Source organism: Kiloniella majae, assembly GCF_002118315.1.
Taxonomy (GTDB): domain Bacteria; phylum Pseudomonadota; class Alphaproteobacteria; order Kiloniellales; family Kiloniellaceae; genus Kiloniella; species Kiloniella majae.
Genome location: NZ_MTSZ01000001.1, coordinates 1,179,995 through 1,206,168, shown reverse-complemented (window position 1 = coordinate 1,206,168; position 26,174 = coordinate 1,179,995). Strand labels below are relative to the sequence as shown.

The window sequence follows — 26,174 nt, the reverse complement described above, 5'->3', positions numbered from 1 at the left end:
AGGTCAGGCTGTATATCAGTTTTACATGCTTTTTTCACATTCTTGCGGTTAAGTGAAAGTTGAAGCCTTCTCAAAAGAGAACAAGAGAGCTAAGTTGAAGGAAATTGGTATCGGCGAAGAGTATGCGGCCTGAAGAACTGTATATATACAAAACCCTGAAAAAAGTGGGGGCACAATCCAGCCAAACTCTTGAGGTTGGATCAGGTCTCTCTTTGTCTGCGTGGCATAATGATGGAGGCTATGCAGTGTATGAGAGGGCAAGCCATCATACCCTGAGCTATTATCTGCAGGGCGGGAAAGGAACGCGCCGCCATAACGGTGAACGATCACTTGGTAAGGGACATCCCGGTGCTGTTTGTATCATGCCCGCGGGCGTTCGTTCTGAATGGAGTATTGAAGCTCCCTTCAAGTTTATGCACCTCTATTTTGATCAGGCAGAGTTCGACCGGATTGCTTTGGAAAGTTATGATATTGATCCCAACCTGGTTGAACTGGAAGATGTTGCCTTTCAAAGTGACCCTGTTATTGAGCAGTTGTTTCGCCAAGTAATTTTACCTTTGGATTGGCAAAATCCTGCGGATAGAATGAGTCTGTCTCACGCCGGGCAGCTTTTGATTCAACACCTCTTTCGATGCTATAGTAATAAAAACGCCGAACCTGAATTTGTCCGGGGAGGGCTATCGCCCTTTATTACAAAAAGGGTGAAAGACTATATTGAAGAAGCCTTGGATCAGGGGCTGGTTGTCGAAGATTTGGCCGCGATTGCTGAGTTAAGCCCCTTTCATTTTACGCGAATGTTTCAGCTGACCATGGGGGTTAGTCCGCATCAGTATGTTTTGTCTCGCCGTGTACAAAAAGCTAAAGATTTACTGAGTGATACCCACAACACGTTGAGTGCAATCGCGTTTCAATGTGGCTTCAGCAGTCAAAGTCACCTGACTACTCGTTTTCGTCGGGCCACGGGTTTGACGCCAAGTAAATTCCGACAATTGTCTTAAGGTCTTAATTTTGGTCTTATTGACTTTTACGGTTGTTTCTATTGATATTTTCCACAGGCATTTTCCACAGATACATTTCTTTGAATTAATTTTTTGAAGCTAATCTTGCTGGGTTCAAAGCTCGGAACATGTTATGGCATTTTTAGTGGATAATATTCTTGTTTAAGGGGGAAATAGGATGGCTTTGCCGGAAGGCCCAAATAGATCTTTTCATATTGTTGCTGTGGTCGGGAGTTTACGAAAAGATTCTTATAACCGTGCTTTACTGACAGAAGCGATAGCGGCGACCCCAGAAGGTGTGACCATTGAAGTGTTTGATCAACTGGCTGACATGCCCTTCTTCAATCAGGATGTGGAAGATATTGAAACACCAGCTGCAGCACTGGCTTTTAAAGAGGTTATTCGCAAAGCGGACGGGTTACTTGTTGTAACGCCAGAATATAACAGTGGCTTACCAGCGGTTTTGAAAAACGCCATCGATTGGGCGTCTCGCGGGACACCATCTGTTTTCAAGAACCTTGCTGTGGGTATTATGGGAACAAGCCCGGGCGCATTGGGCACATCAAAAGTGCAGCAGCAATTAAAACAAAGCCTTTCAGGATTGGGTGCCTATCCTCTGGCGGCACCGGATTTTGTCTTACCGTTATATAAAAGCAAGTTTGATGCGGAGATGAAACTAAGTGATCCTAAAACAGTAACAAGAATAACCAGTTATCTTGATCGCTTGAGAGAGTTGGGGCTTTGTTTAAATAGTATTCGCCCCGGAATGTGATAACCCGGGATGTAATAGCTCAACATATGATGATAGGAATCTGTGGTAGCAATGTAACAGTGCCTTGCAGATCTTTAATTCTAGAGAAGCTTAATCGAAAGGTCGTGGTTTGCCCGTAACTGGTTTGGGAATGAGTGATGCAATTGCGTTGCAGCTGAGAAGTGACATCCTGCGGGGAGAAATTTCCGGCGGTGATCGGTTGCGTCAGGATCATATTGCTGAACGGTTTGGAGCAAGCCATGTCCCTGTGCGTGAAGCCTTGCAGAAACTGGGAGCAGAAGGGTTGGTGCTTTTCCAGCCACGGCGGGGAGCTATGGTCACGCCTTTAACGATGGAAGATGCTCAGGAGATTACAGATATGCGCGTGGAGCTGGAGTGTCTGGCTCTTCGAAAGGCAATGACAGTTTTTAGTATAAAAGATTATGAAAATGCACAGCAGGCTATTGTCAAAGGCAATGAATCAAAAAATCTTGATCAGCTCATGTCAGCAAATTGGGATTTTCATCGATCAATTTATGCTGGGGCACAGCAACCGAGACTAATGAAATCTCTTGATGAGCTGTGGTTGCATAATGAGCGTTATCAGCGGCTGGTGTTTGAAACAATTCCTTATAAGTTAAAATCTCAACAGGAACATGCAGATATTTTGACAGCAGTCGAGGCTGATCAGTGCGATCAAGCGGTTGCTTTACTTGCAAAGCATATCAAGGAAGGCGGCGCCATGATGGCACAAATTTTATGTGATCGTTTATCTTGATCTTTTTGTCGAGAATAGATTTTCTCTAAGCTGGAAAACTCATGTTCCAAGTGCTAGGTCTAATTAGGAGCACTGCATAATATTGACATAATATTAGTGCATTTCACTTAAACCATATTCTGAATTTCCACAAAAAGGTTCTCTCGTGTCGTTTCAAAACTATTGCCAGACTGTTGTGAAAAACTTTGAAGCTCTCAGCACTTTGGGAGATGTCATGGATGAAGCTGCCGATATTTGGGTGCAGGCACTTAAGCGTGGCAATAAAATCATCTTCTGCGGCAATGGAGGGTCTGCTTCTGATTCTCAACATTTAGCAGCTGAGTTGGTCGGGCGTTACATTATCGAGCGTGGTTCTCTTCCTTCTATCGCTTTAACCGTAGATACCTCTGCCTTGACGGCAATCGCAAATGACTATGGATACGAACAAGTTTTCGCGCGTCAACTGAGTGGCTTGGGTAAAGAGGGGGATGTGTTTGTTGGTATTACGACCAGTGGTAACAGCGGTAATATTGTTGCTGCTGTTGATGTGGCAAAGAAGATGGGTATTACGGTAATGGGGTTCACAGGACAAGGCGGTGGCAAACTTGTTGAACTTTGTGATCTATGTATCAAAGTACCATCGGATACAACAAACCATATTCAGGAAATGCATATTGCAGTCGGGCACTATATCTGTGGCGTGACTGAAATTCGATTGCGGGACGAGAAGTAAGCGCAAGTCTTTTTACTGCTGGTTATTCTCGTTCATACCTGCCTTTCTCTCAGTCCGTCATGACCAAAAGATAAGGAACTTAACGCGTAAATAGAGGCAGGTTTTGAGCACCTTTAATTGAGGCTGCCTCTTGAATTTGATAGTCTGAACCGGATAGTTGTCTTGCTGCTGTGACTTCTCCTTCACGAGATCCGTGCCCTGTTAAAACATGTAAGCCGCCAGCCAAACCTGCTTTTTTTCCAGCTTCAAGGTCTGAGGCTCTATCGCCGACAATCCATGATTTTTTCATGTTGATTGAAAACATATTTCTTGCCCGTAAAAGCATTCCGCTGCTTGGCTTCCTCGCCTCGTGATCTGGATGTCCGCCCCACGGTGTTTGCCCTTTTTTGTGAAAAGGACAGGCGTAGACTGCGTCTACATAGGCATCTTTGGCTTCAAGTTCTTTATGCATTTTGTTTTGGACAGCCTGAAATTCCTGCCAGCCAAAATAACCATAAGCAATTCCGGCCTGGTTGGTAACGACAACCACTGGAATATTTTTTTTATTGGCAGCCTTAATTGTTTCAACAGCATCGGGGATGAGTTCGACATCATCTGGATTTTGCAGATAGTTCACCTCTTTAACGATAACACCATCCCGATCCAGAAAGAGCGCGGGACTATTTTCTGAGAGCGTTTGGCTTTCGAACTTTCTTACTTCACACCAGATGCCATCTTCCTGAATATGAGGCATTGCCGTGTAAGGGAAGTCGGGATCATTAAAAGGAGTGTTCATATCTCTCATTTCATTGGTGGCTCAATAGGAAGTATATACCCTGAGTATCTTTCGGATAACAGACGCTGAAACACATAAAGGCGAAAAAAAGCGGATAAAGTACATTTTTCACATGTGGTTTAAGGTTTTTTCTTTTGTTTGAAGTTGGTGGGGAAATGGTGGAATCCATTTAATAGTTTGAAATGCAATGAGTATTTTAAATTTACATAATAACACTAAAATAATGTTTAATATAAATAATTATCTTTTAATGTTGTTAAATAAAATGTATTACCTATTTCACATATTAGTTCTGCGCTGAATCTTGGTATTAACAATTTTTCAGTGTGTAATTGGTAGCCCTGATTTTGACTAAGAACTTGACATTTGTTGAGTTTATGGCTGCTTTGGGGCTGGATTTTTTGTACTTTACCTGCTTGATAGCAGTATATCGGAGAAAACGGTGAGCGACCCGTATCTGACACATTTAAAACAGTTGGAAGCTGAGAGCATCCATATCATTCGTGAGGTAGCTGCAGAGTTTCGTAACCCTGTGATGCTTTATTCCATTGGTAAGGATTCTGCCGTTATGTTGCATTTGGCACGTAAGGCTTTTTATCCTTCAAAACCTCCTTTTCCTTTGATGCATATTGATACCACATGGAAGTTCAAGGAAATGATCGCATTCCGCGACAAAATGGCTGCGGAATACGGGTTTGATCTTATCGTTCATACCAATGAAGACGGGCGTGAGAAGGGGATGAACCCCTTTGACCACGGTTCTGCGCTTTATACCGATGTGATGAAAACCGAGGCCTTGAAACAGGCGTTGGATAAATACAAATTTGATGCTGCTTTCGGCGGCGCGCGACGGGACGAAGAAAAATCCCGCGCGAAAGAACGTGTATTCTCTTTCCGATCAGAGAACCATCGCTGGGATCCAAAAAATCAGCGTCCAGAGCTGTGGAATGTATACAATGCCCGTGTGAAGCCGGGCGAGAGCATTCGTGCCTTTCCGATATCCAATTGGACTGAATTGGATATCTGGCAATACATCTATCGTGAAAACATTCCGATTGTACCGCTTTATTATTCAGCGGAGCGTCCAGTAGTTGAGCGCGATGGTGCTTTGATTATGGTTGACGATGATCGCATGCCGTTGAAGTCAGGTGAAACGCCAGAGATGAAATCAGTTCGTTTCAGGACGCTTGGCTGTTATCCGCTTACAGGCGCAGTTGAATCAGAAGCTGCGACATTGCCGGACATCATTCAGGAAATGTTGCTCACTACAACATCCGAACGCCAGGGACGTGTCATTGATCATGACCAGGCAGGCTCAATGGAAAAGAAAAAGCAGGAGGGCTACTTCTAATGGCCCACAAAGATACCCTTATTTCCGAAGATATTCTGGCTTATCTTAAGGCACAGGAAGAAAAGAGCCTGTTGAGGTTTATCACCTGTGGCTCTGTGGATGATGGAAAATCAACACTTATTGGTCGATTGCTTTATGACTCAAAGCTCATTTTTGAAGACCAGCTAACGGCACTGGAAAGCGATAGTAAAAAAGTTGGTACAACAGGGGAAGATATTGATCTTGCTTTGTTGGTTGATGGTCTTCAGGCTGAGCGAGAGCAAGGCATTACCATTGATGTTGCCTATCGCTTTTTCTCTACGGATAAACGTAAGTTTATTGTCGCGGATACACCAGGTCATGAACAATATACCCGGAACATGGCAACGGGTGCATCAGGGGCAGAGCTTGCGCTCATTCTCGTTGATGCACGCAAAGGTGTTCTGACGCAAACCAGACGTCATAGCTATATTGTGTCTCAGCTTGGCATTAAAAATGTCGTGCTTGTGGTGAATAAGATGGATCTGGTTGATTATTCCCAGGACAGATACAACGAAGTTGTTGAAGAATATCTGGCCTTTGCGGATAAGCTGGATATCCCGAACATTATCACGGCGCCGATCTCTGCGCTTAAAGGTGAAAATGTTATTGAACCTAGTACTGAGATGGACTGGTACAAAGGCCCAACTCTGCTTGGTCATCTTGAAACTGTTGATGTCACCACGGATATAACAGAGACCGCTTTCCGGATGCCTGTTCAATGGGTGAACCGTCCTAATCTTGATTTCCGAGGCTTCAGTGGAACGATTGCATCTGGCCGTATTAAACCGGGTGATGACATTGCGGTTTCTCCATCTGGCAAGACATCGAAAGTCGACCGGATTGTCACTTTCGATGGCGATTTGGAAGAGGCGATCGCGGGGCAAGCGGTTACGATCACGTTGCAGGACGAAATTGATATTAGCCGTGGCGATATTCTGTCCAAGGCTGATGAAGTGCCAGAACTTAGTGATCAGCTAAAGGCACATATCTTGTGGATGCAAGAAGATGCTCTATTGCCGGGTCGTCCGTATCTTTTGAAAACGGCGGCAACGACTGTGCCTGTGGTGATTTCAGATCTTCATCACAAGGTGAATGTAAACACCTTGGAAGAACAAGCCGGTAAAACGCTGGAACTGAATGAAGTCGGTGTCTGTAATCTGGCTCTTGATCGGGCTATTCCGTTCGATGCTTATAAAGATAACCGTGAAACAGGCTCTTTTATTCTGATTGACCGCTATACGAACGCAACAGTTGGCGCGGGGATGATTGACTTCGGACTGCGTCGTGCAAGCAATATTGTTTGGCAGGAACTGGATGTCAACAAAGGTAATCGGGCAGAACAGAAGGGGCAAAAACCTTGTGTTCTCTGGTTTACTGGATTGTCTGGCGCGGGTAAGTCTACGGTTGCAAACTTGGTTGAGAAAAAGCTCTTTGCCGAAGGGCGACATACATACACTTTGGATGGCGACAATGTACGTCATGGCTTGAACAAAGACCTTGGTTTTACAGATGCAGACCGTGTTGAAAACATTCGCCGCGTCTCTGAAACCGCGAGCCTGTTTGTTGATGCCGGGTTGATTGTTCTCGTATCTTTTATCTCTCCCTTTAGAAGTGAGCGCCGTATGGCTCGCGAATTGATGGGTGAAAGCGAGTTTCTTGAGGTCTTTGTGGATACGCCACTGGAAGTTTGTGAAGAACGAGACCCTAAGGGGCTTTATAAAAAAGCCCGTGCCGGAGACATCAAAAACTTTACAGGTATTGATTCCGCTTACGAGGCTCCTGTTAATGCAGAGATTGTCTTGGCAGGTGGAAGTGCAGAAGCTGAAGTTTTAGCAGATCAGGTTATTGCACAGCTCAAAGAGCGTGGCTTTATATAGAAGATAAACTGAGTTTGTTTATGGGAAAAGGGGCTGGTAATTTTTACCAGCCCCTTTTTTACGCCTTAATTTTGCGCGAAAGTGGTTAATATTAATACTACCTTAGCCCGTATTATGGTTTACTCGGTGGAGGATGATTGAGTTGTGATAGGGCTTGATCTCTGAATTGTGATTTTTAGGTGAGGATAATCGTACACAGATAATTATTGTAAGGCTGCATTCTGATACTGCCGAGGTATTAGAGATAAAGGCTTAGGTAGGGAGATGGATACAGAACTGGACCTCGACTTTAAACCAACATATGACTGGTGCGTGAAGGCTTTCTCTCTGGTGAAAAAACGCCTGGGCATCAATATCTGTTTGCACGATGATTATGATAAATTTGCTGAAGGAGATATTTATCTCTTCAATCATTTTGCTCGATTTGAAACGATTATTCCCCAGTATCTTATCCATGAAGAAACAGGTCAGTATTGTCGCTGTGTCGCCGCAGGGGAATTGTTTGAAGGCAGTGAATCCTTCGCCAGTTTTCTATATGGCGTTGGGGCTGTACCACATAATCATCCGGGATTGCTTCCGTTTCTTGCTGCTGAAATCCTACGAGGTCGCAAGGTAATTATTTTCCCTGAGGGGGGGATGGTTAAAGACAGGCATGTTGTGGGTCCCTCCGGCGAGTATAGTATTTTTTCTCCAACTGCGAAGATCAGGCGCAAGCACCATACAGGAGCTGCTGTTCTTGCATTGACTGTGGAGTTGTTCAAACAACGTGTCTTGTCTGTTTTTGAAGCCAAGGAATATGCGCGCCTTGAAAGGTGGGCGAAGGCGCTGGAAATGGATACAACAGAAGAACTTCTTGCAGTTGCAAGTAAACCGACCGAGATCATTCCGGCAAATATAACCTTCTACCCAATCAGGGCGAGCGACAATATTTTAAGTCGCAGTGCGGAGTTCTTCAGCAAAGGAAGTAATCCTAGGCTTGTTGAAGAGGTTCTGATCGAAGCTAATATTCTGCTTAAAGATTGTGACATGGATATCCGTGTCAGCAAACCAATGGATGTAAGGCATGTATGGACGTGGTGGGAAAAACGCCTGCTTTCCAGAGTGTTTAGTCAGATTAATTCCCTTGACGATTTTTTTAAACTATCCCATGCACCGGATACATTGAATGAAAAGATCTTCAAGCTATGTAGTACCCGCGGAACCAACCGTTTGCGCGATTATTATATGGATGCAATCTATGCAGGGGTCACGGTTAATCTCTATCATTTGGCATCGTCTTTGATCAGATATCTTGTTCTGAAAAAAGAACCGCGAATTTTAAAGACACATTTCCACAAGGCACTCTATCTGGCTATTAAGTCATGTCAGAAAAAAGCAGATGTGCACTTGCACCGTAGCCTGACAAAGCCTGAAAATTATTGGAATTTAGGTAATGGGCAGATTTGCGGGGCATTGGAAAAATACATGTCTGCAGAAGGGTGTGTCGAACATATTAAAGAAGATGGAGATTATTATCTTTTTGATGAGACAGTTCTTGAAATAACAAGCTTTAACACGGTCCGTCTGGAAAATTTGATCCGTGTTTATGCGAATGAAGTGATGCCGATAAAAGAAGCTGTACTCAGTGTTGAAGAATCTTATGAAATTTTACGGGATGTTGGGCGAAAAACATTGGCATTTCATCTTCTTGATGATGAAAATTTGTCACTTGATTGCGATCGTAAAACCTATACGAAATCTCACCATTTGGAAATTAATGTCAAAGAAACGGCCTGTGCCCCGGCAGAACCCTATCTGATTGTACCGGAAAGCTGTCGTAATACCGGCGTGCTTATTGTTCATGGTCTTTTAGCTTCCCCGGCAGAGCTTTATGAGTTTGGGCGGGAAATATCTGAACTGGGCTATGCTGTTATGGGTGTTCGCTTGAAAGGGCACGGGACGTCTCCTTGGGATTTGAGAGATCGGCATTGGCAAGATTGGATGGATTCCATCGCACGGGGCAGGCAGATATTGTCTGCTTTTGTCGATAATATCAGCCTGGTTGGCTTTGCGACGGGGGGGACACTTTCCTTACTTGAAGCGGCTCATAATCCGGAAGGAATATCCTCTGTTTCTGCCGTTTCTGTTCCTTGGCAATTCAAGACCAGTAATTTGTTATTTGCTCATTTGGCACATGGTTTGGAAAAGCTGACAAGCTGGGTTCCAACAATAGAAGAGAAGGGAATTTTCAAAGAGCATCCTGCAGAAAATCCGGAAATTAATTATCGGAGTGTGCCTGTGCGAACGACCTATGAGCTTTATCAGTTGCACGAACAACTTCGCGAAAATCTTCCGCATGTTTCCTGTCCGGTGAAGCTTTTTCAGGGCATTGAAGATCCGATTGTTGATGCAGAAGGAATTAATAAGGTTTTTGATTTGATCGGCACTCAGGATAAAGAGCTGATTATGGTGGAAGCAGAGAAACATGGAATTTTGCACGAAAACATAGGTAATTGCCGACAGGGTATTCTTGGCTTTCTGGAAAGTATCGATCAGCAAGCTGCCGCTCATCGCGAGCTCGGGCAAGAAGGGACGTCAGAAGAACGGGTGCATGAAGAGCGAGGTATTGGATCATGAATGAAAAGCCTAAAAAAGCATCTCATACTGGTACGTACCCCGAAGCCTCTTTGCTACGTGATGACGCGGTTCGATCTGATAACCAATCTCTCTATCAAAATTTGGAACAGGTTGTTGCTCGGTTCCCGGAACATTCCTGTGTAGAGTTTCTTGGTCGGAGCTATAGCTACACAGATATTTTTGAGCAGGTACAGTTGGTTGCTGCGGGATTGCAACGCCAAGGTGTTGGCAAAGGCGATTGTGTGGTTCTATTTTTGCCGAATTGCCCTTATTTTGTTGTTTGTTACTATGCGATTTTAAAAATCGGTGCGATTGTTGTTAATTCAAACCCTTTGTACGCACCGGAAGAGCTGGAACATCAGTTGAATGACTGTGGGGCGAAACTCTTGATAACACTGGATGTTAAAGAGCTTTGCGAGAAGGTCGAAAAACAGCTCTCTCAAACATCATTGGAAAAAGTTGTCATCTGCCGACTTGCTCAAGCAATGCCGACGATTAAGGGAACGCTTTTTTCTTTGTTGCAGTTTCATAAAATCTCGCATCCCTCGGGACCAAAATTTATAGAATTTGCTGATCTGGCTGAAAGTACAGAAGGAGCGTATCCCGTAGATGTTTCCCGTAAGGATACCGCCGTCTTACAATATACGGGGGGAACCACTGGTAAGCCTAAGGGAGCGATTTTGAGTCATGGTAATGTGCTTGCCAATACGACCCAGGTTGTAGCCTGGTTTTCAGATGCTGTTCCGGGGGAAGAGCGTATCCTCGGTGTTTTGCCAATGTTCCATGTTTTTGCCATGACCACTGTCTTGAATATGGGAATTGCCCTTGGCGCAGAGATAGTTTTGCTTCCCCGCTTTCAACTGGGACAGATGCTCAAGACTATCGATCGATTGAAGCCATCCTTAATGATGGGGGTGCCAACATTGTATGGTGCGGTTAATAACTCGCCTGTCGTTGAGCGATATGATCTTTCGTCTATTAAGTACTGTATTTCAGGCGGCGCGCCCCTGCCTTTGGATACAAAGAAGCAGTTTGAAAGTCTGACAGGCTGTGTGCTTGTCGAAGGATATGGTTTGAGTGAAGCATCACCGGTTTGTGCTTGTAATCCGGTTGGTGGATATAATAAAGAGGGATCTATCGGCCTCCCGTTGCCTGAAACGCATTTTGAAATCCGGGATATAGAGGCTCCCCACGGGTTGCTAGATATTGGCGAAAAGGGAGAGCTTTGTGTGACAGGTCCTCAAGTTATGGCGGGCTACTGGCATAATGAGGAAGCGACTGGACGTGCAATCAAAGACGGCCGTCTTCATACCGGGGATGTTGGCTATATGGATGACGAAGGCTATGTTTTTCTTCTGGATCGTCTTAAAGATCTGATTATTTGTAATGGATACAATGTTTATCCCCGAAATATTGAAGAAGCGATCAACCGTCATCCATCAGTAGAAGAAGTCACGGTCATCGGCATTGCCGAGGCAGAACATGGCGAAATTCCTAAAGCTTTCATCAAGCTGCGAGCAGGTGAAAATCTGGACGCAGATGAACTTCTAGAATTTCTGGAAGAGTATTTGTCCCCAATTGAAGTGCCGAGAGAAATTGAGTTCAGATCAGAATTACCAAAAACCATGATTGGTAAGCTTTCCAAGAAAGAGCTTCGGGAAGAAGCGTCTTCGACGTAATGCTTTAGAGAGAATAGCAAAAAGATATTGAAATACAGAGCAGCCGTTCTGAAAACAACAGAGGTAGAAATATGGTCGATATTGTCATTGCAGGTTACGCGCGTTCCCCGTTCCATTTCGCGAACAAGGGAGCTTTGGCCAAGGTTCGACCGGATGATCTAGTCGCACAGGTCATTAAAGGGCTGGTACACAAAACCGGGATTGAAGGTAAGGCTATTGAAGCCGTTTTCATGGGATGTGCTTTTCCCGAAGGCGAGCAGGGATTAAACGTCGCCCGTCTGGCCGTGTTTCTTGCTGATCTGCCTCAATCGGTGGGGGGCGCGACGATTAACCATTTCTGTGGGTCATCCATGCAGGCGATCCATATGGCCGCCGGAGCTATCTCGATGGGGGCGGGGGATGCCTATATTTGTGCGGGTATCGAATCAATGACCCGGGTGCCGATGATGGGCTTTAATCCTCTGTTGAACCCATCTCTCGCAAAGGAATACCCTGCAGCCTATATTTCCATGGGAGAAACAGCTGAAAATGTTGCTGATAAATATGCCATCAGCCGAAAGGATCAGGACCAGTTTTCTCTTAATAGTCATTTGAAAGCGGCTGAAGCGCAGGGTAAGGGAAACTTCAAGGATGAAATTATTCCGGTAAAAACACCCGCGGGCGATATGGTTGATCAGGATGGGTGTATTCGGGAAAACAGTACGATTGAGGGATTGGCCGAACTTTCACCTGCTTTCAAAGAAGAGGGAAATGTAACGGCCGGCTCGTCATCACCTCTGACAGATGGGGCAACGGCAGTTATTGTTTGTACGTCTGATTTTGCAAAAACGCAGGGACTGGATGTCCTTGCTAAAATTCGCAGTATCGCGGTTGCTGGCTGTGCACCGGAGATAATGGGAATTGGCCCTGTGGCGGCAACAAACAAGGCAATTGCCCGCGCAGGAATTTCGCTTTCAGATCTGGATGTCATAGAATTGAACGAAGCGTTCGCAAGTCAGGCATTGGCCTGTATGGCAGATTTGAAACTGGATGAAAGTAAAATCAATTTGGATGGCGGGGCTATCGCCATTGGGCATCCCTTGGGGGCAACCGGGGCTCGTATAACAGGTAAAGCGGCTCAGTTGTTAAAACGGGAAAAGGGCAAGTTCGCACTGGCAACCCAGTGCATTGGTGGTGGTCAGGGAATAGCGACTATTCTGGAGGCCGTTGAATGAAGGGAATAGATAAAGTTGCCGTTATTGGCGCGGGGGTTATGGGGGCGGGCATTGCCGCGCAGATTGCGAACGCTGGTGTTTCTGTTCTCCTGTTTGATCGCCCATCAGAAGGTAAGGAAGATCGCAATCAGATAGCAAAGGATGCTATTGGCAAGTTGATCAAAAGCAATCCTGCTGCTCTGATGAACAAACGGAATGCAAAACGTATTATTTCTGCAAACACAGAAGATGATCTCAGGCTTTTGGCGGATTGCGATTGGGTCATTGAGGCGATTATAGAAGACGTTGGGATAAAACAGACGCTTTATAAAAAAATCGATAAATTTCGAAAGAAGGGCGCCGTTGTTTCATCAAATACATCTACTCTGTGTCGAGAACAGCTTGTCGCTGGTTTACCTGAAAACTTCAGACGTGATTTTTTGATTACCCACTTTTTTAATCCGCCCCGTTACATGCGGCTACTGGAACTTGTCTCGGGTTCTGAAGTTTCTGATGAACAGTGCAAGCTTATCGAAAGGTTCTGTGATCGCAGCTTGGGTAAGGGCGTCGTTCATTGTAAGGATACGCCGGGGTTTCTTGCCAATCGTATAGGTATTTTCTGGCTGCAGTGTGCCGTTGTAGAGGCCATAAAGCAGAATGTTTCGATAGAAGTTGCAGATGCTGTGATCGGGCGACCTTTTGGTATTCCTAAAACAGGTGTTTTTGCTCTTTTGGATATGGTCGGGCTGGATCTCATGCCTCATGTTCTTTCCTCAATGTCAGAAAGCCTGCCACCTGAAGATCCTTTCCATGGAATTTATCAAGAGCCCGAACTCATCAAGACGCTTATTGCCGATGGCTATACCGGTCGTAAAGGCAAAGGGGGCTTTTATCGCTTAAGGCCTGATAGTCCTGACAAGATAAAAGAGGCGATTGATTTAAATACAGGGGACTATGCAAAAGCAGAGCGTCCCTCTGTTGATATTGTGAAAAAGGCTGGCCGAAAGAACCCACGCAAGGTGTTGGAAGATGACAGTTCTGCTGGACGTTATGCCTGGTCCGTTATGTCAAAAACTCTGACCTATGCGGCATCACTCGTCCCGGATGTTTCTGACAATATTGAAGCTGTCGATGAAGCTATGAAGCTGGGTTATAATTGGAAATATGGCCCTTTTGAGCTGTTGGATCAAATTGGCGTGGAATGGTTTTGTGCCAAATTACGGTCTGAAAAAACAGATGTTCCCCTTGTTCTGAAATCTGTTGGTAAAGGTAAGTTCTATCGTAAATCCAAAGGTTTTAGAGAGGTCTTTGGGCATGAAGGACAGTATTTAAAACGTTACCCCAATGCCGGGGTTCTCAAGCTTGATGATATTAAAGCAAGATCAAAACCTGTGATGCGTAACCCGTCTGCATCCCTATGGGATCTGGATGACGATGTTTTATGTCTGGAATTCCATAGCAAAATGAACTCGCTCAATCTTTGGACCTTGTCCATGATGGACCGGGCAAGGGAAAAAATTGAAACCAGTGAATACAAAGCACTGGTTGTTTATAACGATGGGACCAACTTTTCGGTCGGGGCTAATATCGGTTTAATGTCTGTTGCTGCCAGACTTTGGGCCTATCCCTTTATTGATTATATGGTTCGTCGTGGTCAGGAAACTTACAAGGCATTGAAGTTTGCCCCTTTTCCGATTGTCTCCGCCCCCTCGGGGCTTGCGTTAGGCGGCGCCTGTGAGTTGCTTTTACACAGTGATGCGGTACAGGCGCATGCAGAAACATATACTGGTCTGGTAGAGGTCGGCGTAGGTATTATTCCCGGGTGGGGTGGGTGTAAGGAAATGATGTGCCGCTGGTCGTTGGCATCTGACACGCCGCGAGGACCAATGCCTGCCGTATCCAAGGTTTTTGAGCTGATCGGCCTGGCAGAGGTTGCCAAATCAGCGGAAGAAGCACGGGATATGAAAATTATACGAGCGGAGGATGGGATAACCATGAACCGTGACCGCGTTCTTGCGGATGCCAAAGAGCGTGCACTTGAACTTGTTTCTGGATACCGTCCACCAACAGCGGTTGAAATAACGTTACCTGGCGAAAGCGGTAAAGTCGCCTTGGATCTGGCCGTGGAAGGCTTTCGGAAATCAGGAAAAGCCACGCCGCATGATGTCGTCGTTTCGGCAGCTCTTTCGACAATCCTGAGCGGCGGTAATACGGATATGACTGGCAAAGTCAGTGAAGACAAGTTGCTACAGTTGGAGCGCGAAGCGTTTCACACCTTGTGTCGCCACCCTGATACTGTTGAGCGCGTACATCACATGTTAAAAACTGGTCAGCCTTTGAGGAATTAGGCGACATACTGAAAACTCCTCAAGCTATCAGATTAATAAATCAATAAGAAGAAGAGGCCTCCATTATGATTATCCTTTTCACATTCATACTTGCGATCATTGTTTTTGCAACGCTGTTATATCGTGGGCAAGGATTCTGGGGATGGGTGTTGGCGCTTCTTGTGCTTATTGCGGGTGGAGATCTTGCCGGGATGCCAACCGTCCTTACAGGATGGGCAATTATCTTTACGGCTGTTCTTTCAGGTTTGTTTGGGGTTCATGCCATCAGGCGGCCTTTTCTAACCGCAGGATTAATGAAAATTGTCAAACGCAGTCTACCAAAGATCAGCGAGACGGAACAGACCGCATTGGATGCTGGTACGGTGTGGTGGGATGCTGAAATATTCAGTGGTCGACCAGACTGGACGAAGCTGGAAAAGTTTAACGTTTCTGGGCTCACAAAAGAAGAACAGGCTTTTGTGGATGGACCAGTTGAAGAGATCTGTCGGGAAACGGATGACTGGAAGATTGCTCAGGACCGTGATCTTCCTGAAGAACTTTGGCAAAAATTAAGGGACATGAAATTTTTTGGAATGATTATTCCCAAAAAATACGGCGGTCTAGGTTTTTCTGCACAGGCTCATTCTGCGGTGGTGTTGAAGCTCTCGTCTCGTTCACTGCCTCTGTCCGTTATTGTAATGGTGCCTAACTCTTTGGGGCCTGCTGAACTGTTGCTCCACTATGGAACAGAAAAACAAAAGGATCACTACCTTCCTCGTCTAGCTTCCGGGGAAGAGATGCCCTGTTTTGCCTTAACAGAACCAAAGGCGGGGAGTGATGCTGCTTCTATTCAAAGTCATGGCGTTATTTGTGAAGAGAAAATCAGGGGTAAGAAAGTTCTGGGTATTCGCCTTAACTGGCGCAAACGCTATATTACGTTGGCCCCTGTTGCGACGGTTATTGGTCTTGCGTTCAAGTTGAGCGATCCCGATGGTTTATTGGGGAATAAAGAGGATCTTGGGATAACCTGTGCGCTGATCCCGAGGGATACAAAGGGCATGTCAATTGGTAGACGTCATGATCCTATGGGTATTCCCTTCCCAAATGGCCCCATTGAGGGCAAAGATGTTTTCATTCCAATTAGTTATGTTATCGGCGGAGAAGAAGGGGTTGGTCAGGGCTGGCGCATGTTAATGGAATCCCTTGCTGCGGGTCGATCTGTTTCTCTTCCATCCCTTTCTTTAGGGGCGTCACAGTTGGCAACGCGTGTGACTGGGGCCTATTCGGCCGTTCGTCGGCAGTTCGGATTACCAATTGGTAAGTTTGAAGGGGTTGCGGAACGCTTGGCCCGAATTGGCGGTTTGACCTATGGGATGGATGCTGCGCGTCAATTAACCTGTGCCGCTGTTGATGCTGGTGAGCGACCGTCAGTGTTATCGGGAATAGCCAAAGCCTATTTAACCGAAAACATGCGGACGGTTTTCTTGGACGCGATGGATATATTAGGCGGTGCGGCCATTTGCCGAGGTCCGAAAAATCTTCTGAGCCGGGCCTATGATGGCTTGCCGATTGCGATTACTGTTGAAGGGGCGAACATTTTGACCCGGTCCATGATTATCTTTGGACAGGGGTCCATTCGTGGCCATCCTTTTGTTCCCAAAGAACTGGAAGCCGTGGCAAAAAACAGCCTCAAGGATTTTGATGATGCTTTTTGGGGGCATATCAACTTTACTGTCTGTAACGCGGCCAGAGCTGGTATTGATGGTTTAACGGCAGGGCGTTTTCTCAAGGTCAAAGGAACATCAAAAGCACGCGGTCACAAACAGCTAATCACCCGTTATTCATCAGCCTTTGTTTTGGTTGCGGATGTTTCCATGTTGCTGCTGGGTAGTAGTCTAAAACGTCGGGAAACACTCAGCGGACGTCTGGCGGATGCTTTATCCTGGCTTTATCTGGCGACAGCAGCAGTAAAGCGCTTTGAAAATGAAGGCAGTGCTAAAGAAGATGAACTTTATCTGGACTGGTTTTGTGCCCATGCCTATCAGGAAATTGAGCAGGCATTGCTGGCAATAACGCACAACTATCCGGTAAAGTTTGTCGGAACAATGCTGAGATTACGTCTGTTCCTACTCGGGCGAAAAGCCCATGGCCCAACAGATATGCAGAACATTGCACTGGCCAGTCGTATGATGGGTGATCTCGGTGGACGAGAGAAACTGTCCAGCGATATTTCCGTATCGGATAGTCCGGATGATGCCATGGGTGCTTTGGAAAAAGCCTATCGTAAAATGCAGATGGTGATCCCGTTGGAAGCCCGTATTAGAACTGCTCGGAAAACGGGTGCCCTGAGAGGTGTTGCTCGCGAAGATCTTTACCATGTCGCTGTGGAGAAGGGAGTGGTTGATGAGGAGGAGTTCCAGCAGTTGCTGGATGCGCAAAGTCTAGCCGATGCGGTAGTGGAAGTGGATGATTATAGTCTGACAGCCTACAAGCGACTGAAGGGATGATGGCTTCAGCTGATAGATGCGGTCAAAGAATCTGGTTGTAAGTACAGGTAAATTATAGCACTTATCAGGTTTAGAATAATAAGCTAATTTAATTAGGCGATGGGTAACTCTCGCATTGTAATATCAGGACATAGTTTTATTACTGTCTGATTGATGTTGATCAATAACGATTGAATAGATCTTGCACTATATAGGCTTTGATATGCAGCAAATATCATCAAAACTATTCTATTGCTTTGAATGTTTTGAGTGAATTTGTTGAGATAAAGCGTGACAGAGAAGAAAGATTGTTGGGGGAAAGTATGGAACGGTATGAACTTGTTGTTATCGGAAGTGGGCCATCAGGGCGTCGTGCTGCTGTTCAGGCTGCGAAATGGAACAAACGAGTTCTTGTTATCGAAAAAAGCCCTGCAATCGGAGGGGTTTCTGTTCATACCGGGACATTGCCAAGCAAGACACTACGGGAAACCGTTCTGAACTTGTCAGGCTGGCGGGAACGTACTTTCTATGGCCGTTCCTATCGTGTGAAAGACAATATCACCGCTGAAGACCTTCTAGAACGTTTACACATGACCCTGCAGCACGAGGTGGACAACCTTGAACATCAGTTTGTGCGTAACAAAGTCGAATGGATTCAGGGGCTGGCCCATTTTGTTGATCCTAATACGCTTGAAATTGTTGATGATGAAGGTGAAGTGACATCTGTCCACGGTGATAAAATTCTCATTGCGACGGGTACGCAACCTCACAGGCCTGATTATATCCCCTTTGATGGGGAAACGATCATCGATAGTGATGAAATTATTGATTTAAAACACTTGCCAAGATCGCTTGCCGTGATTGGAGCAGGGGTTATCGGTATTGAGTACGCGACGATATTCAGTGCACTGGATGTTGCCGTAACGGTTATTGAGCCACGAGAAACGATGCTCGATTTTATTGACCGCGAACTTATTGCTGAATTTACACATCTCCTTAGACAGCAGAATGTTACTTTCCGTTTTGGTCAGGGAGTTGAGGCAATCGATAAGGTCGAGTGCGGAGGTAATATGATTACGCTTGAAAACAAGCGTATCGTTAAGGCTGATATGGTTCTCTTCTCTGCCGGGCGAATGGGGGCGACAGATAAACTTGGTCTGGATAAAGCTGGGATCAAGGCGGATCACCGTAACCGAATTCAGGTTAATGAAAATTTTCAGACCGAGGTTGATCACATCTATGCTGCTGGGGATGTTATTGGTTTCCCGAGTCTGGCGTCAACATCTATGGAGCAGGGCCGTATCGTAGCTTGTCACGCCTTTGAGCAAGATGCTTATGACGCACCTGAATATTTCCCCTATGGTATTTATTCTGTTCCGGAGATGTCGACAGTTGGGATGTCAGAAGAAGAAGTGCAACAGCGAGGTATTCCCTACGAGTGTGGTATTTGCCATTTCCACGAAACTGCGCGAGGGCAAATTATGGGCCTTAGTCACGGTATGATGAAAATGATTTTCTCACTTAAAACCCGACGGCTTCTTGGGGTGCATATCGTTGGAGAAGGGGCGACAGAACTCATTCATATCGGACAGGCCGTTCTCAATTTAAAGGGAACGCTGGAATATTTTGTTGAGAACACATTCAACTATCCAACACTTGCCGAAGCTTATAAGGTCGCAGCATTGGATGCATGGAATAGAATGCCGTCTGAATAGAGCGTAATCATGGTCAGTTTTTTTGCGCCTGACCGTGATTATTGAGCTTACCTATGTTTCGATTTTTATTTGGGGTTCGTGGTGAACTGGGAAGTTCACTGATCTGGCAATGAAGCAAAGCTTATTTGCTTCATGATGTAACTGGATGGCTTTTTCTTTATCTGAATCCTCGCTGATGGTGATTACCGGGTTAAGCATTGCGGATGAAAATTGCCCGCTACCATCAGAGTTCATGGACATTGTCGCTGTTGAAGTATCTTGATAATTGACGACAACGATTTTATTGACCGAACAAAGATGTAAATACCACAGCATATGACAGGATGAAATGGACGCGAGTAAAAGGTCTTCTGGATTATGCCGCGCGGGATCACCACGAAACGCAGGATCAGAAGAACCCGGTAATGTCATTTTACCTTCGATTATAATATCATAATGGCGGTCATAAGCTCTGTAGTTACTCGTTCCGCTTCCTTTGTTTCCGGTCCAGGAAAGGTGAGTTTTGTACTGGTGTTCTTGGCTCATTGGCATAATCCTGCGCCTGTTTTTAATCCGGGTGTTTGTTCTGGTAACAATCATACGCAATTAGATTTATAAATAAAAATGTTTGTTTTTGATCATTATTCATACAAAAATGAATAGATGAGTGATTGGGATGACTATCGATATTTTCAGGCCGTTATTAAAGGCGGGGGGCTTTCTGCTGCTGCGCGCGATTTAGGTGTTAGCCAGCCAACGGTTGGGCGACGCATTGTGGCTATGGAAGAGAGGCTTGGGCAACAGCTTCTGGAACGCGATGGCAAATATGTACGGCCAACGGCCTATGGTTTATTGCTTGCGAAGCGGATTACGCCGCTTGTTGAAACGGCTTTTCGTCTTGAGAAAGAGTTAGAAAGCTTTGGTCAACGCGATTATCCGCCAGTTCGCTTGACAGCGACGGAGGGGTTGGCGGCCTATTGGTTGCCGCAGATTGTTGCTCAGTTACAGGTGCGAGAACCTGACTTGAGGGTTTTATTATCACCAGGGAACCAGATAGACGATATACACCGTGGTGAAGCTGATATCGCGTTTAGAGTTCGTGGACAGAAAGATACTGAGCTTGTTGAGAAAAAGATATTTGCATTAAAAAACGGGTTATGGGTATCGAAAAAATATCTTGAAACGTCTGGTCAGCCAAATTTGGAGGCAGATTTAAGTTTACATAAGCTTGTTGGCTTTAATGAAGCCTATATGTCTATGCCTTATATGGAAAGCTTCGCACTCCGCGCACTTTCTAAAAACATTGTCTTTCGATCTGATAGTGTGCCTGTTCAAGCACAAGCCGTACTGGCGGGGGTGGGTATCGGTATTTTGCCTGATTATATAGCCACACATATCGGGCTTTGCAGAATCAAATGGCAAATTCCTATACCTGAAACGGAGATTTCCATGGTGTGCCATCCTGAGGTACTTAAGAATCCCCACGTCAATTTTCTGTGGCACAAGTTTTTACAAGAGGGAGCAAGTTTGATGGCTTCCCTTCAAACCTAGGATATCGTTGTGACACCCTAGGTAATTTATTGTGGTGGGGGTATTAAGCTTTTTGTCTTTGAGAGATAATAGTGATGACAATACCGATGGCTATTATGCCCGCTCCGCCCCAGGTAAAGAGGCTGTAACGTTCGTCCAAAATAAAGGTTGCGGTTATAAGGCCGACTGCGGCGGCAACATACCCGATCTGGCTAAGAAGAACAGGGCCACCCTTTTGTTGTAATCTAAAGAAAGCCGGGAAGGTTAGGCCTGCAACAACAGCTTGTGTTACTGCAATCCAGGGGATTGCAGACAGTTCTGAAATGGGGATTGTTCCCTTGGTTGCAAGAAGCAAGATGATGAACACAAATATTGCGAAGCTGTGGCTCCAAAACGCGAGACCATCAGGTAAGGCATTTTCTGGCCAATCAATAGTTCTATAGATATTACCACACGCCAATGTCAGTGGTATCAAGATTGCCGCGATAATCCATATAAGTTCCGGAGCTTCTGCAGAACCAGCCCGGGTAATGCTGACGACGATAGCACCTGCTAGACCAATGGCAATGCCAATTACCCCTAAGATGTTGGGGGTTTTTAACCTGAACAAAGTTGCAAGTGCCAGTGTGAACACAGGTGAGAGTGCAAACATTAATCCTGTATACCCTGCCCCGGCATGCGGGATAACACTAAAGAGCAGAAGGTTGGGGACTACAAAAGAAATAAGGGCAGATAAGATTGCGTAGCGTAAGGTTTTTCCTTTGGGAACTGTAAGCTGTTTACGGAAGAGTAAATTTGGGAGAAGCAGGCAACAAACCCCTGCAGAAACCAGAAGAGCCCAAATCATAGGTGAAACATTCGCTTCACCTGCAATCTTTCCCAAGGGGAAGTTAAAGCCGATTAAGGTGCCGGTAATCAGGAGAAGGCTGGTGGGGCTTTTCAGTACACTTCCGCTCTTAATATCCTTGCCTTTAATGTTTTTTTCCGGAGTATTGCTGGCGGTTGATAAACTCATTCATCTTCTCCTGAATGTTAGGACACTTCTTGTTTCGCTCAAAGCAGTAAAATGCTTGGGGTGTGTAAAACTATGAAAAAGTACCTGCAAAAATAATGTCTTTACTTGCAAGACGTTGACTGGGGATCTCCCTTTCCTGTAACACAGGAGCAAGGAAATTTGGAGTTGTGTTTTTGCCAATGGCAACGGCAATTTCGACCTTGTAACGTTCGGGAAGCTTCAATGCTTCTTGCGCTTTGTCGAAATAGAGACCAGCCATCGCATGAGCTTTATATCCACTAACAGAAGCCTGAAGAGCTAACTGAGCCCAGGCAGCACCCGCGTCAAAACTATTGTAATTTGAAGGCTTGTCCGGTCGTGTGCCATCCCCCGAGACAATCTTGTCTGATATTACATACACGAGTGCTGATGCGTTTTGGGCCCAGCTTTTATTAAAAGGATCTAAAAGATTTAGCTGCGTGTTCCAGTGTTCATCGCCACGGTGAGAATAAACAAAGCGCCAGGGTTGCACATTAAAGGCAGAGGGTGCCCATCTTGCGGCCTCTAGAATGGTTTGAAGATCTTCATCCGGGATGTTGCTGCTATCAAAAGCGCGGGGGGACCACCTGTTGATAAATATTGAATCAATCGGGTAGTTGGGGGTGCGGTGTTGAAGTGTTGTATCTGGCATGGCGCAATCCTTTACTCTTTCCAGGGCCTTGACGGCTTATGGTCTTTACAATTTTGGGAACGCCATGTATCTCTATCTGGGATAGTTTGATATGAGATATTTTGACGTCAAATAATTTGATATCAAAATAAATAAGGATTGTTATGAAATGAGTCAAGGCCCAAAAAAGACGATTCCAGAAAAGAATATGATTCTGTCGGCAACAGAAGGTGGCCCGATGGAGGGAATTTTAACTCAATGGCGTCGGGAAAGGCCCGATATAGATCCGACGCCAATGGCTGTTTGTGGTGAGATCTGGCGAGCTGGGGAAAAGCTTCGGCAGGGCGTTTTAAGTAATATTTCTAACTATAATCTGGACTTTGCCGGTATGGATGTGTTGTTCACACTGCGCCGCCAAGGGGAAGGAGAGACATTATCTCCCTCACTGTTGGCAAAAGACATGATGCTTTCGACATCTGCCATGACCAATCGGCTCGATCGCCTTGAAAAACGTGGCCTCGTAAAGCGAATGATGGACCCAAATGATAGGCGGGGACAGATGGTCGCGTTAACTGACGAAGGTTTTGATTTGGCGAATGAGATGGTAGTGTCACACGTGCAAACAGAAGAGAAGATGCTATCAAACTTATCAAGTGACGAACGCCAACATCTTCGATTTCTATTGGAAAAGATAGAATAAGCAATGGTTTTGAAGCCGTTCAGATAACATAGTCAGACATGATAATAACCGTCTGGTTCCACTGGTTCGGGCAGGTTGTCCTCATTAAGTGTTTCAAGCAGGTTGATTTCAATGTTGTGAGACATTGTGGTCAGGGCAAGGTCGTGTGCTGAGGTGCCAAAAGGATCTTCCAGTTCTTCACCCAAGGCGTCCAACCCAAAGAAGGTATATGCGATTATTGCTGTTACAAAAGGGGTCATGAGGCCCAATGAAGTAACGAGGCCAAAAGGAAGGCAGAAACAATAGATATAAGCTGTTCTATGAAGGAGTAGGTTATAAGCAAAGGGTAAGGGCGTATTATGTATTCTTTCACAAGCCGCGAGAATAGCAGACAGGGATGTTAGACGTTCTTCCAAATTTCTTGCCGAGATTTCTCCGATGAATTCTTTTTGAAGCAGTTGGCGGAGTTCTTCACCCATCAGATTTAAAATGAAGTTTGGCTTGTGACGCACCTTCTTCAGCCGATCTGTCGTATCAGGGGATAAAAACTTATACACATCGTCGTTATAATCCGTTCCCCTAAGGTGGTGCCGCAACGCATGTGAAAAGCTGATTGCGAGTTGCACAAGATGCTTTTGATGTGTTTTGCATTCCAAAACCTGATCAGTAGTTTTATCTCTGATTTCAGGTTGAAAATTATTCTTCGATGTATTTTCAGCCCACGCATATGTCTGAACCTGCCTTGCGAGAGATCGCGTGTCGATAATCAGTTGTCCCCAGAGTTTTCTTGCTTCCCACCATCTTTCGTAGGATGCGCGGTTTCTGAAACCCAGAAAAATAGAGAGTGTAACACCCAGTAAGATGAAAGGTGTTACCGTCAGGATTGGTAAGAAGTTTGGAAAACGGCTGTACGCAAAATAGACAAAGAAGCCGACCATTGCTGAAAATAGAATTTGAGGAGCGATAGTAGGGACTACAGACCCCTTGAGAACGAAAAAGAGCCGAAATGCGCTGGGTTTATCCCTGATAATCATGTGAAATCTGGCCTTAGATATATGAAGTTATCCGACAAGATTTATGAGAATTTGTGGTCAGCGCAATTCGTATATTTGGTATAGAAGTTTGGATATTTCGAACAGATACCATATACGTACGTTTTTTCCTTAGAAAATCGTAGCTGCTCTGTTTTACACGAAAAAAATTAACGTGCTTTGTATTGTGAGTGCGCCGTAAAAAGTGTCCATTCAACCAGTTTCTTTGTAACTTTCCCCAAGCCTTCATCGAAAGCCGCAACAACAGAGTTTAGTTGATCAGATTGAGCAGGAATGTTTGCTTCGAAACTTTGCGAGCCAATAATGGTTCTGCGGGGCATTTGTACAATCTTGGCGTTAATAACGACTCTGACTTCGGGCGTACTCCCCAAGTAGAGAGTTTGGAATTCACGAAGTTCTGTCTTCAGGATAAAGTCTGACCTGAGGCCAATTGTTTCCCGGCCAACGGCAACAATTTTATTCGTGTTTTCAAATGATTCGACCAAAAGTGTTTGAACCATGATGGGTGCTTTATCAACCCAGCCGGCGTTTGCATAGTACTCCATTTGATTGGCTTTACGCTGTAGCGCGATCTTTGTTGTGTTAAGGCTGGCGTTGGCTGAAGTTTGTTCCAGAACCAATTGCCAGGGAACTTCCGGTAATGCCGTATCAAAAGTACTTTTGGGGGACAGGCGGTAGAGATTAGGAAGGGGGCCTTGCCCTGGAATTAAGGTGGAACAGGATGCAATAAGACCAGAAACAGGAAGCAGGCCTGCAAGTTTCAGGAAGTGGCGTCGATTGTTGTCTTTTGTATCGTTCATTGGGCTCACTTGTTCTGTCTTTGTCATAATGACTTTTGCAGGATCTTGACGATCCGATCATAAGGTTATTTGGCGGTAATTATTCTCATACATTATTCTGGAGGTTCAAAGCCCTTTTGCTTGTCGCCAAAAAAGAATCTTGCGGGATCGCGTTCAATTTCTCCGGCGATGAGTTGCAAGTCTCTGACAAGGGTTCTGGTTTCAGACAAAAGATTTGAAAACTCATAAAGACCTGTAGATGTAAAATCTTGAAGAGGCTCACGATTTTCGCTGATCAAGGCTTCAACCTGATTACTGGTCTTCGCAAAGCTGCGTGCAGTTTGCTGGAAGTCTTGAACCAGAACTTTAATTTCCGGAGAACTTTCGGCGACGAGTTTGTCGATGGATATGGCAGCGTTATCCAACGAAGTGATTGCACTGTTGGTTTTACCGATTATTTCCGAGCTACCATGATGTAGTTCCTCTGTTAGCTTTTTTACGGATAGTGATACTGCTTTCATGTTACTTGCGGTGATTGCGGTATCGTCGATGAGAAGAGAAATCTGGTTTTCCTTCTCAGCAAGTGCTTTTGTCAGTGCTTCAATATTTTGCAAAGTTTGTGCAATGTTTGCTCTATTTTGATCATTAAAGAGATCATTGCCACGCGCAAGCAGAACGTTCGCATTTGAAACGAGCTCTGGTGCACCTTCGAGTAGTTGATCCAGTGCTGATGTTTTGGACTGGATAACAGGGTGTCCATAGGGTCCTTCTTCTACAAGAGCTGCCGACTGCATATTACCGATCGTCAACTGGATGGACTTTACCCCGGTAATGCCTTCGAGTTGTAAGGTTGCTGTTGTATCTTTCTTAACTGGTGTGCCTTCTTCAACTTCCAGCAAAATAACAACTTCTTCGGCTGGTTTATCGGGTGAGAGAGCAACATCAATGACTTCCCCCACATTGACTCCGTGATAACGAACCGGGCTACCGGGTTTCAAGCCAGTTACGTCCCCGCGATAAATAATGTTGTAATGGGCATAGTTTCTATCCGCTTCAAACTTGGCGAGCCAGATCACAAAGACCAATGCTCCTATAAAAAAAGCAATGACAAAAGAACCGACAATCATATGGTTTGCACGGGTTTCCATTATATCTCCTCGCCAAGGCAAGATGCCCCAGTATAAGCTTTTGTTAAGACGTAAGCTTTTGTGT

At 45.3% G+C, this 26,174-nt stretch carries 21 protein-coding genes; 14 read left to right on the top strand and 7 right to left on the bottom strand.

Translation table 11 applies throughout. The features are described from left to right. The first annotated feature begins 122 nt into the window (after window positions 1-122). The 4 genes from BKB51_RS05645 (at window position 123) to BKB51_RS05630 (ending at window position 3,239) form a co-directional block, all read left to right on the top strand. Window positions 123-998, top strand: coding sequence for a helix-turn-helix transcriptional regulator (locus tag BKB51_RS05645; protein WP_085900077.1), 876 nt, complete (start codon window positions 123-125; stop codon window positions 996-998). A gap of 178 nt (window positions 999-1,176) precedes the next feature. Beyond that, complete coding sequence (locus BKB51_RS05640; protein ID WP_085900076.1) at window positions 1,177-1,770, top strand: NADPH-dependent FMN reductase; 594 nt, start codon at window positions 1,177-1,179, stop codon at window positions 1,768-1,770. A 109-nt stretch (window positions 1,771-1,879) separates the two neighbouring features. After that, window positions 1,880-2,527: a GntR family transcriptional regulator gene (locus BKB51_RS05635; protein ID WP_125911798.1), complete on the top strand. Its 648-nt coding sequence runs from the start codon at window positions 1,880-1,882 to the stop codon at window positions 2,525-2,527. Between the two features lie 145 nt (window positions 2,528-2,672). Then, window positions 2,673-3,239, top strand: a complete 567-nt coding sequence (locus BKB51_RS05630; protein ID WP_085900074.1) for a D-sedoheptulose-7-phosphate isomerase — start codon at window positions 2,673-2,675, stop codon at window positions 3,237-3,239. Window positions 3,240-3,318: 79 nt separating this feature from the next. Here the strand turns inward: BKB51_RS05630 and BKB51_RS05625 are convergent, their stop codons facing one another. Beyond that, window positions 3,319-4,014: a D-glycero-alpha-D-manno-heptose-1,7-bisphosphate 7-phosphatase gene (locus BKB51_RS05625; protein ID WP_158090153.1), complete on the bottom strand. Its 696-nt coding sequence runs from the start codon at window positions 4,012-4,014 to the stop codon at window positions 3,319-3,321. Between the two features lie 442 nt (window positions 4,015-4,456). Between BKB51_RS05625 and cysD the strand changes: the two genes are divergently transcribed. The 8 genes from cysD (at window position 4,457) to sthA (ending at window position 19,279) form a co-directional block, all read left to right on the top strand. Next, complete coding sequence (gene cysD / locus BKB51_RS05620) at window positions 4,457-5,365, top strand: sulfate adenylyltransferase subunit CysD (protein ID WP_085900072.1); 909 nt, start codon at window positions 4,457-4,459, stop codon at window positions 5,363-5,365. Beyond that, window positions 5,365-7,263, top strand: a complete 1,899-nt coding sequence (cysN, locus tag BKB51_RS05615) for a sulfate adenylyltransferase subunit CysN (protein WP_085900071.1) — start codon at window positions 5,365-5,367, stop codon at window positions 7,261-7,263. The genes cysD and cysN overlap by 1 nt, the downstream gene beginning before the upstream one ends. Window positions 7,264-7,527: 264 nt before the next feature. Beyond that, on the top strand, window positions 7,528-9,879 hold the full coding sequence (locus tag BKB51_RS05610; protein WP_085900070.1) for a serine aminopeptidase domain-containing protein: 2,352 nt from the start codon (window positions 7,528-7,530) through the stop codon (window positions 9,877-9,879). Further along, window positions 9,876-11,558, top strand: a complete 1,683-nt coding sequence (locus tag BKB51_RS05605) for a long-chain-fatty-acid--CoA ligase (protein WP_085900069.1) — start codon at window positions 9,876-9,878, stop codon at window positions 11,556-11,558. Before BKB51_RS05610 ends, BKB51_RS05605 begins: the two co-directional genes overlap by 4 nt. 71 nt (window positions 11,559-11,629) lie before the next feature. After that, window positions 11,630-12,772 carry a thiolase family protein gene (locus BKB51_RS05600; RefSeq protein WP_085900068.1) on the top strand — a complete coding sequence of 381 codons (1,143 nt, stop codon included), beginning with the start codon at window positions 11,630-11,632 and terminating at the stop codon, window positions 12,770-12,772. Beyond that, window positions 12,769-15,099 carry a 3-hydroxyacyl-CoA dehydrogenase/enoyl-CoA hydratase family protein gene (locus BKB51_RS05595; RefSeq protein ID WP_085900067.1) on the top strand — a complete coding sequence of 777 codons (2,331 nt, stop codon included), beginning with the start codon at window positions 12,769-12,771 and terminating at the stop codon, window positions 15,097-15,099. Before BKB51_RS05600 ends, BKB51_RS05595 begins: the two co-directional genes overlap by 4 nt. A gap of 65 nt (window positions 15,100-15,164) precedes the next feature. Then, complete coding sequence (locus tag BKB51_RS05590) at window positions 15,165-17,585, top strand: acyl-CoA dehydrogenase (RefSeq protein WP_085900066.1); 2,421 nt, start codon at window positions 15,165-15,167, stop codon at window positions 17,583-17,585. Between the two features lie 302 nt (window positions 17,586-17,887). Further along, a complete protein-coding gene (sthA, locus tag BKB51_RS05585) occupies window positions 17,888-19,279 on the top strand; it encodes a Si-specific NAD(P)(+) transhydrogenase (protein WP_085900065.1) in 1,392 nt (463 codons plus the stop codon). Between the two features lie 51 nt (window positions 19,280-19,330). Here the strand turns inward: sthA and BKB51_RS05580 are convergent, their stop codons facing one another. After that, entirely contained in the window at window positions 19,331-19,804 is a 474-nt protein-coding gene (locus BKB51_RS05580; protein ID WP_085900064.1) for an OsmC family protein, read from the bottom strand. 117 nt (window positions 19,805-19,921) lie between these two features. On the opposite strand from BKB51_RS05580, the gene BKB51_RS05575 reads away from it, so the two are divergent. Continuing rightward, window positions 19,922-20,809, top strand: coding sequence for a LysR family transcriptional regulator (locus tag BKB51_RS05575; protein WP_085900063.1), 888 nt, complete (start codon window positions 19,922-19,924; stop codon window positions 20,807-20,809). Window positions 20,810-20,852: 43 nt separating this feature from the next. Here BKB51_RS05575 and BKB51_RS05570 read toward each other — a convergent pair whose 3' ends face one another. Beyond that, entirely contained in the window at window positions 20,853-21,803 is a 951-nt protein-coding gene (locus BKB51_RS05570) for a DMT family transporter (RefSeq protein WP_085900062.1), read from the bottom strand. Window positions 21,804-21,873: 70 nt separating this feature from the next. After that, window positions 21,874-22,473 carry a nitroreductase family protein gene (locus tag BKB51_RS05565; RefSeq protein WP_085900061.1) on the bottom strand — a complete coding sequence of 200 codons (600 nt, stop codon included), beginning with the start codon at window positions 22,471-22,473 and terminating at the stop codon, window positions 21,874-21,876. 148 nt (window positions 22,474-22,621) lie between these two features. Here BKB51_RS05565 and BKB51_RS05560 point away from each other — a divergent pair, with 148 nt between their 5' ends. Then, complete coding sequence (locus BKB51_RS05560) at window positions 22,622-23,152, top strand: MarR family winged helix-turn-helix transcriptional regulator (protein ID WP_198946640.1); 531 nt, start codon at window positions 22,622-22,624, stop codon at window positions 23,150-23,152. Between the two features lie 32 nt (window positions 23,153-23,184). Here BKB51_RS05560 and BKB51_RS05555 read toward each other — a convergent pair whose 3' ends face one another. From BKB51_RS05555 to BKB51_RS05545, 3 genes are all read right to left on the bottom strand, one after another. Next, window positions 23,185-24,165 carry a bestrophin family protein gene (locus BKB51_RS05555; protein WP_085900060.1) on the bottom strand — a complete coding sequence of 327 codons (981 nt, stop codon included), beginning with the start codon at window positions 24,163-24,165 and terminating at the stop codon, window positions 23,185-23,187. Window positions 24,166-24,332: 167 nt separating this feature from the next. Continuing rightward, window positions 24,333-24,983 (bottom strand): ABC-type transport auxiliary lipoprotein family protein, encoded by a 651-nt coding sequence (locus BKB51_RS05550; protein ID WP_158090152.1) that lies wholly within the window; start codon window positions 24,981-24,983, stop codon window positions 24,333-24,335. 92 nt (window positions 24,984-25,075) lie between these two features. Further along, window positions 25,076-26,110 carry an MlaD family protein gene (locus tag BKB51_RS05545; RefSeq protein ID WP_085900058.1) on the bottom strand — a complete coding sequence of 345 codons (1,035 nt, stop codon included), beginning with the start codon at window positions 26,108-26,110 and terminating at the stop codon, window positions 25,076-25,078. Window positions 26,111-26,174: the final 64 nt, after the last annotated feature.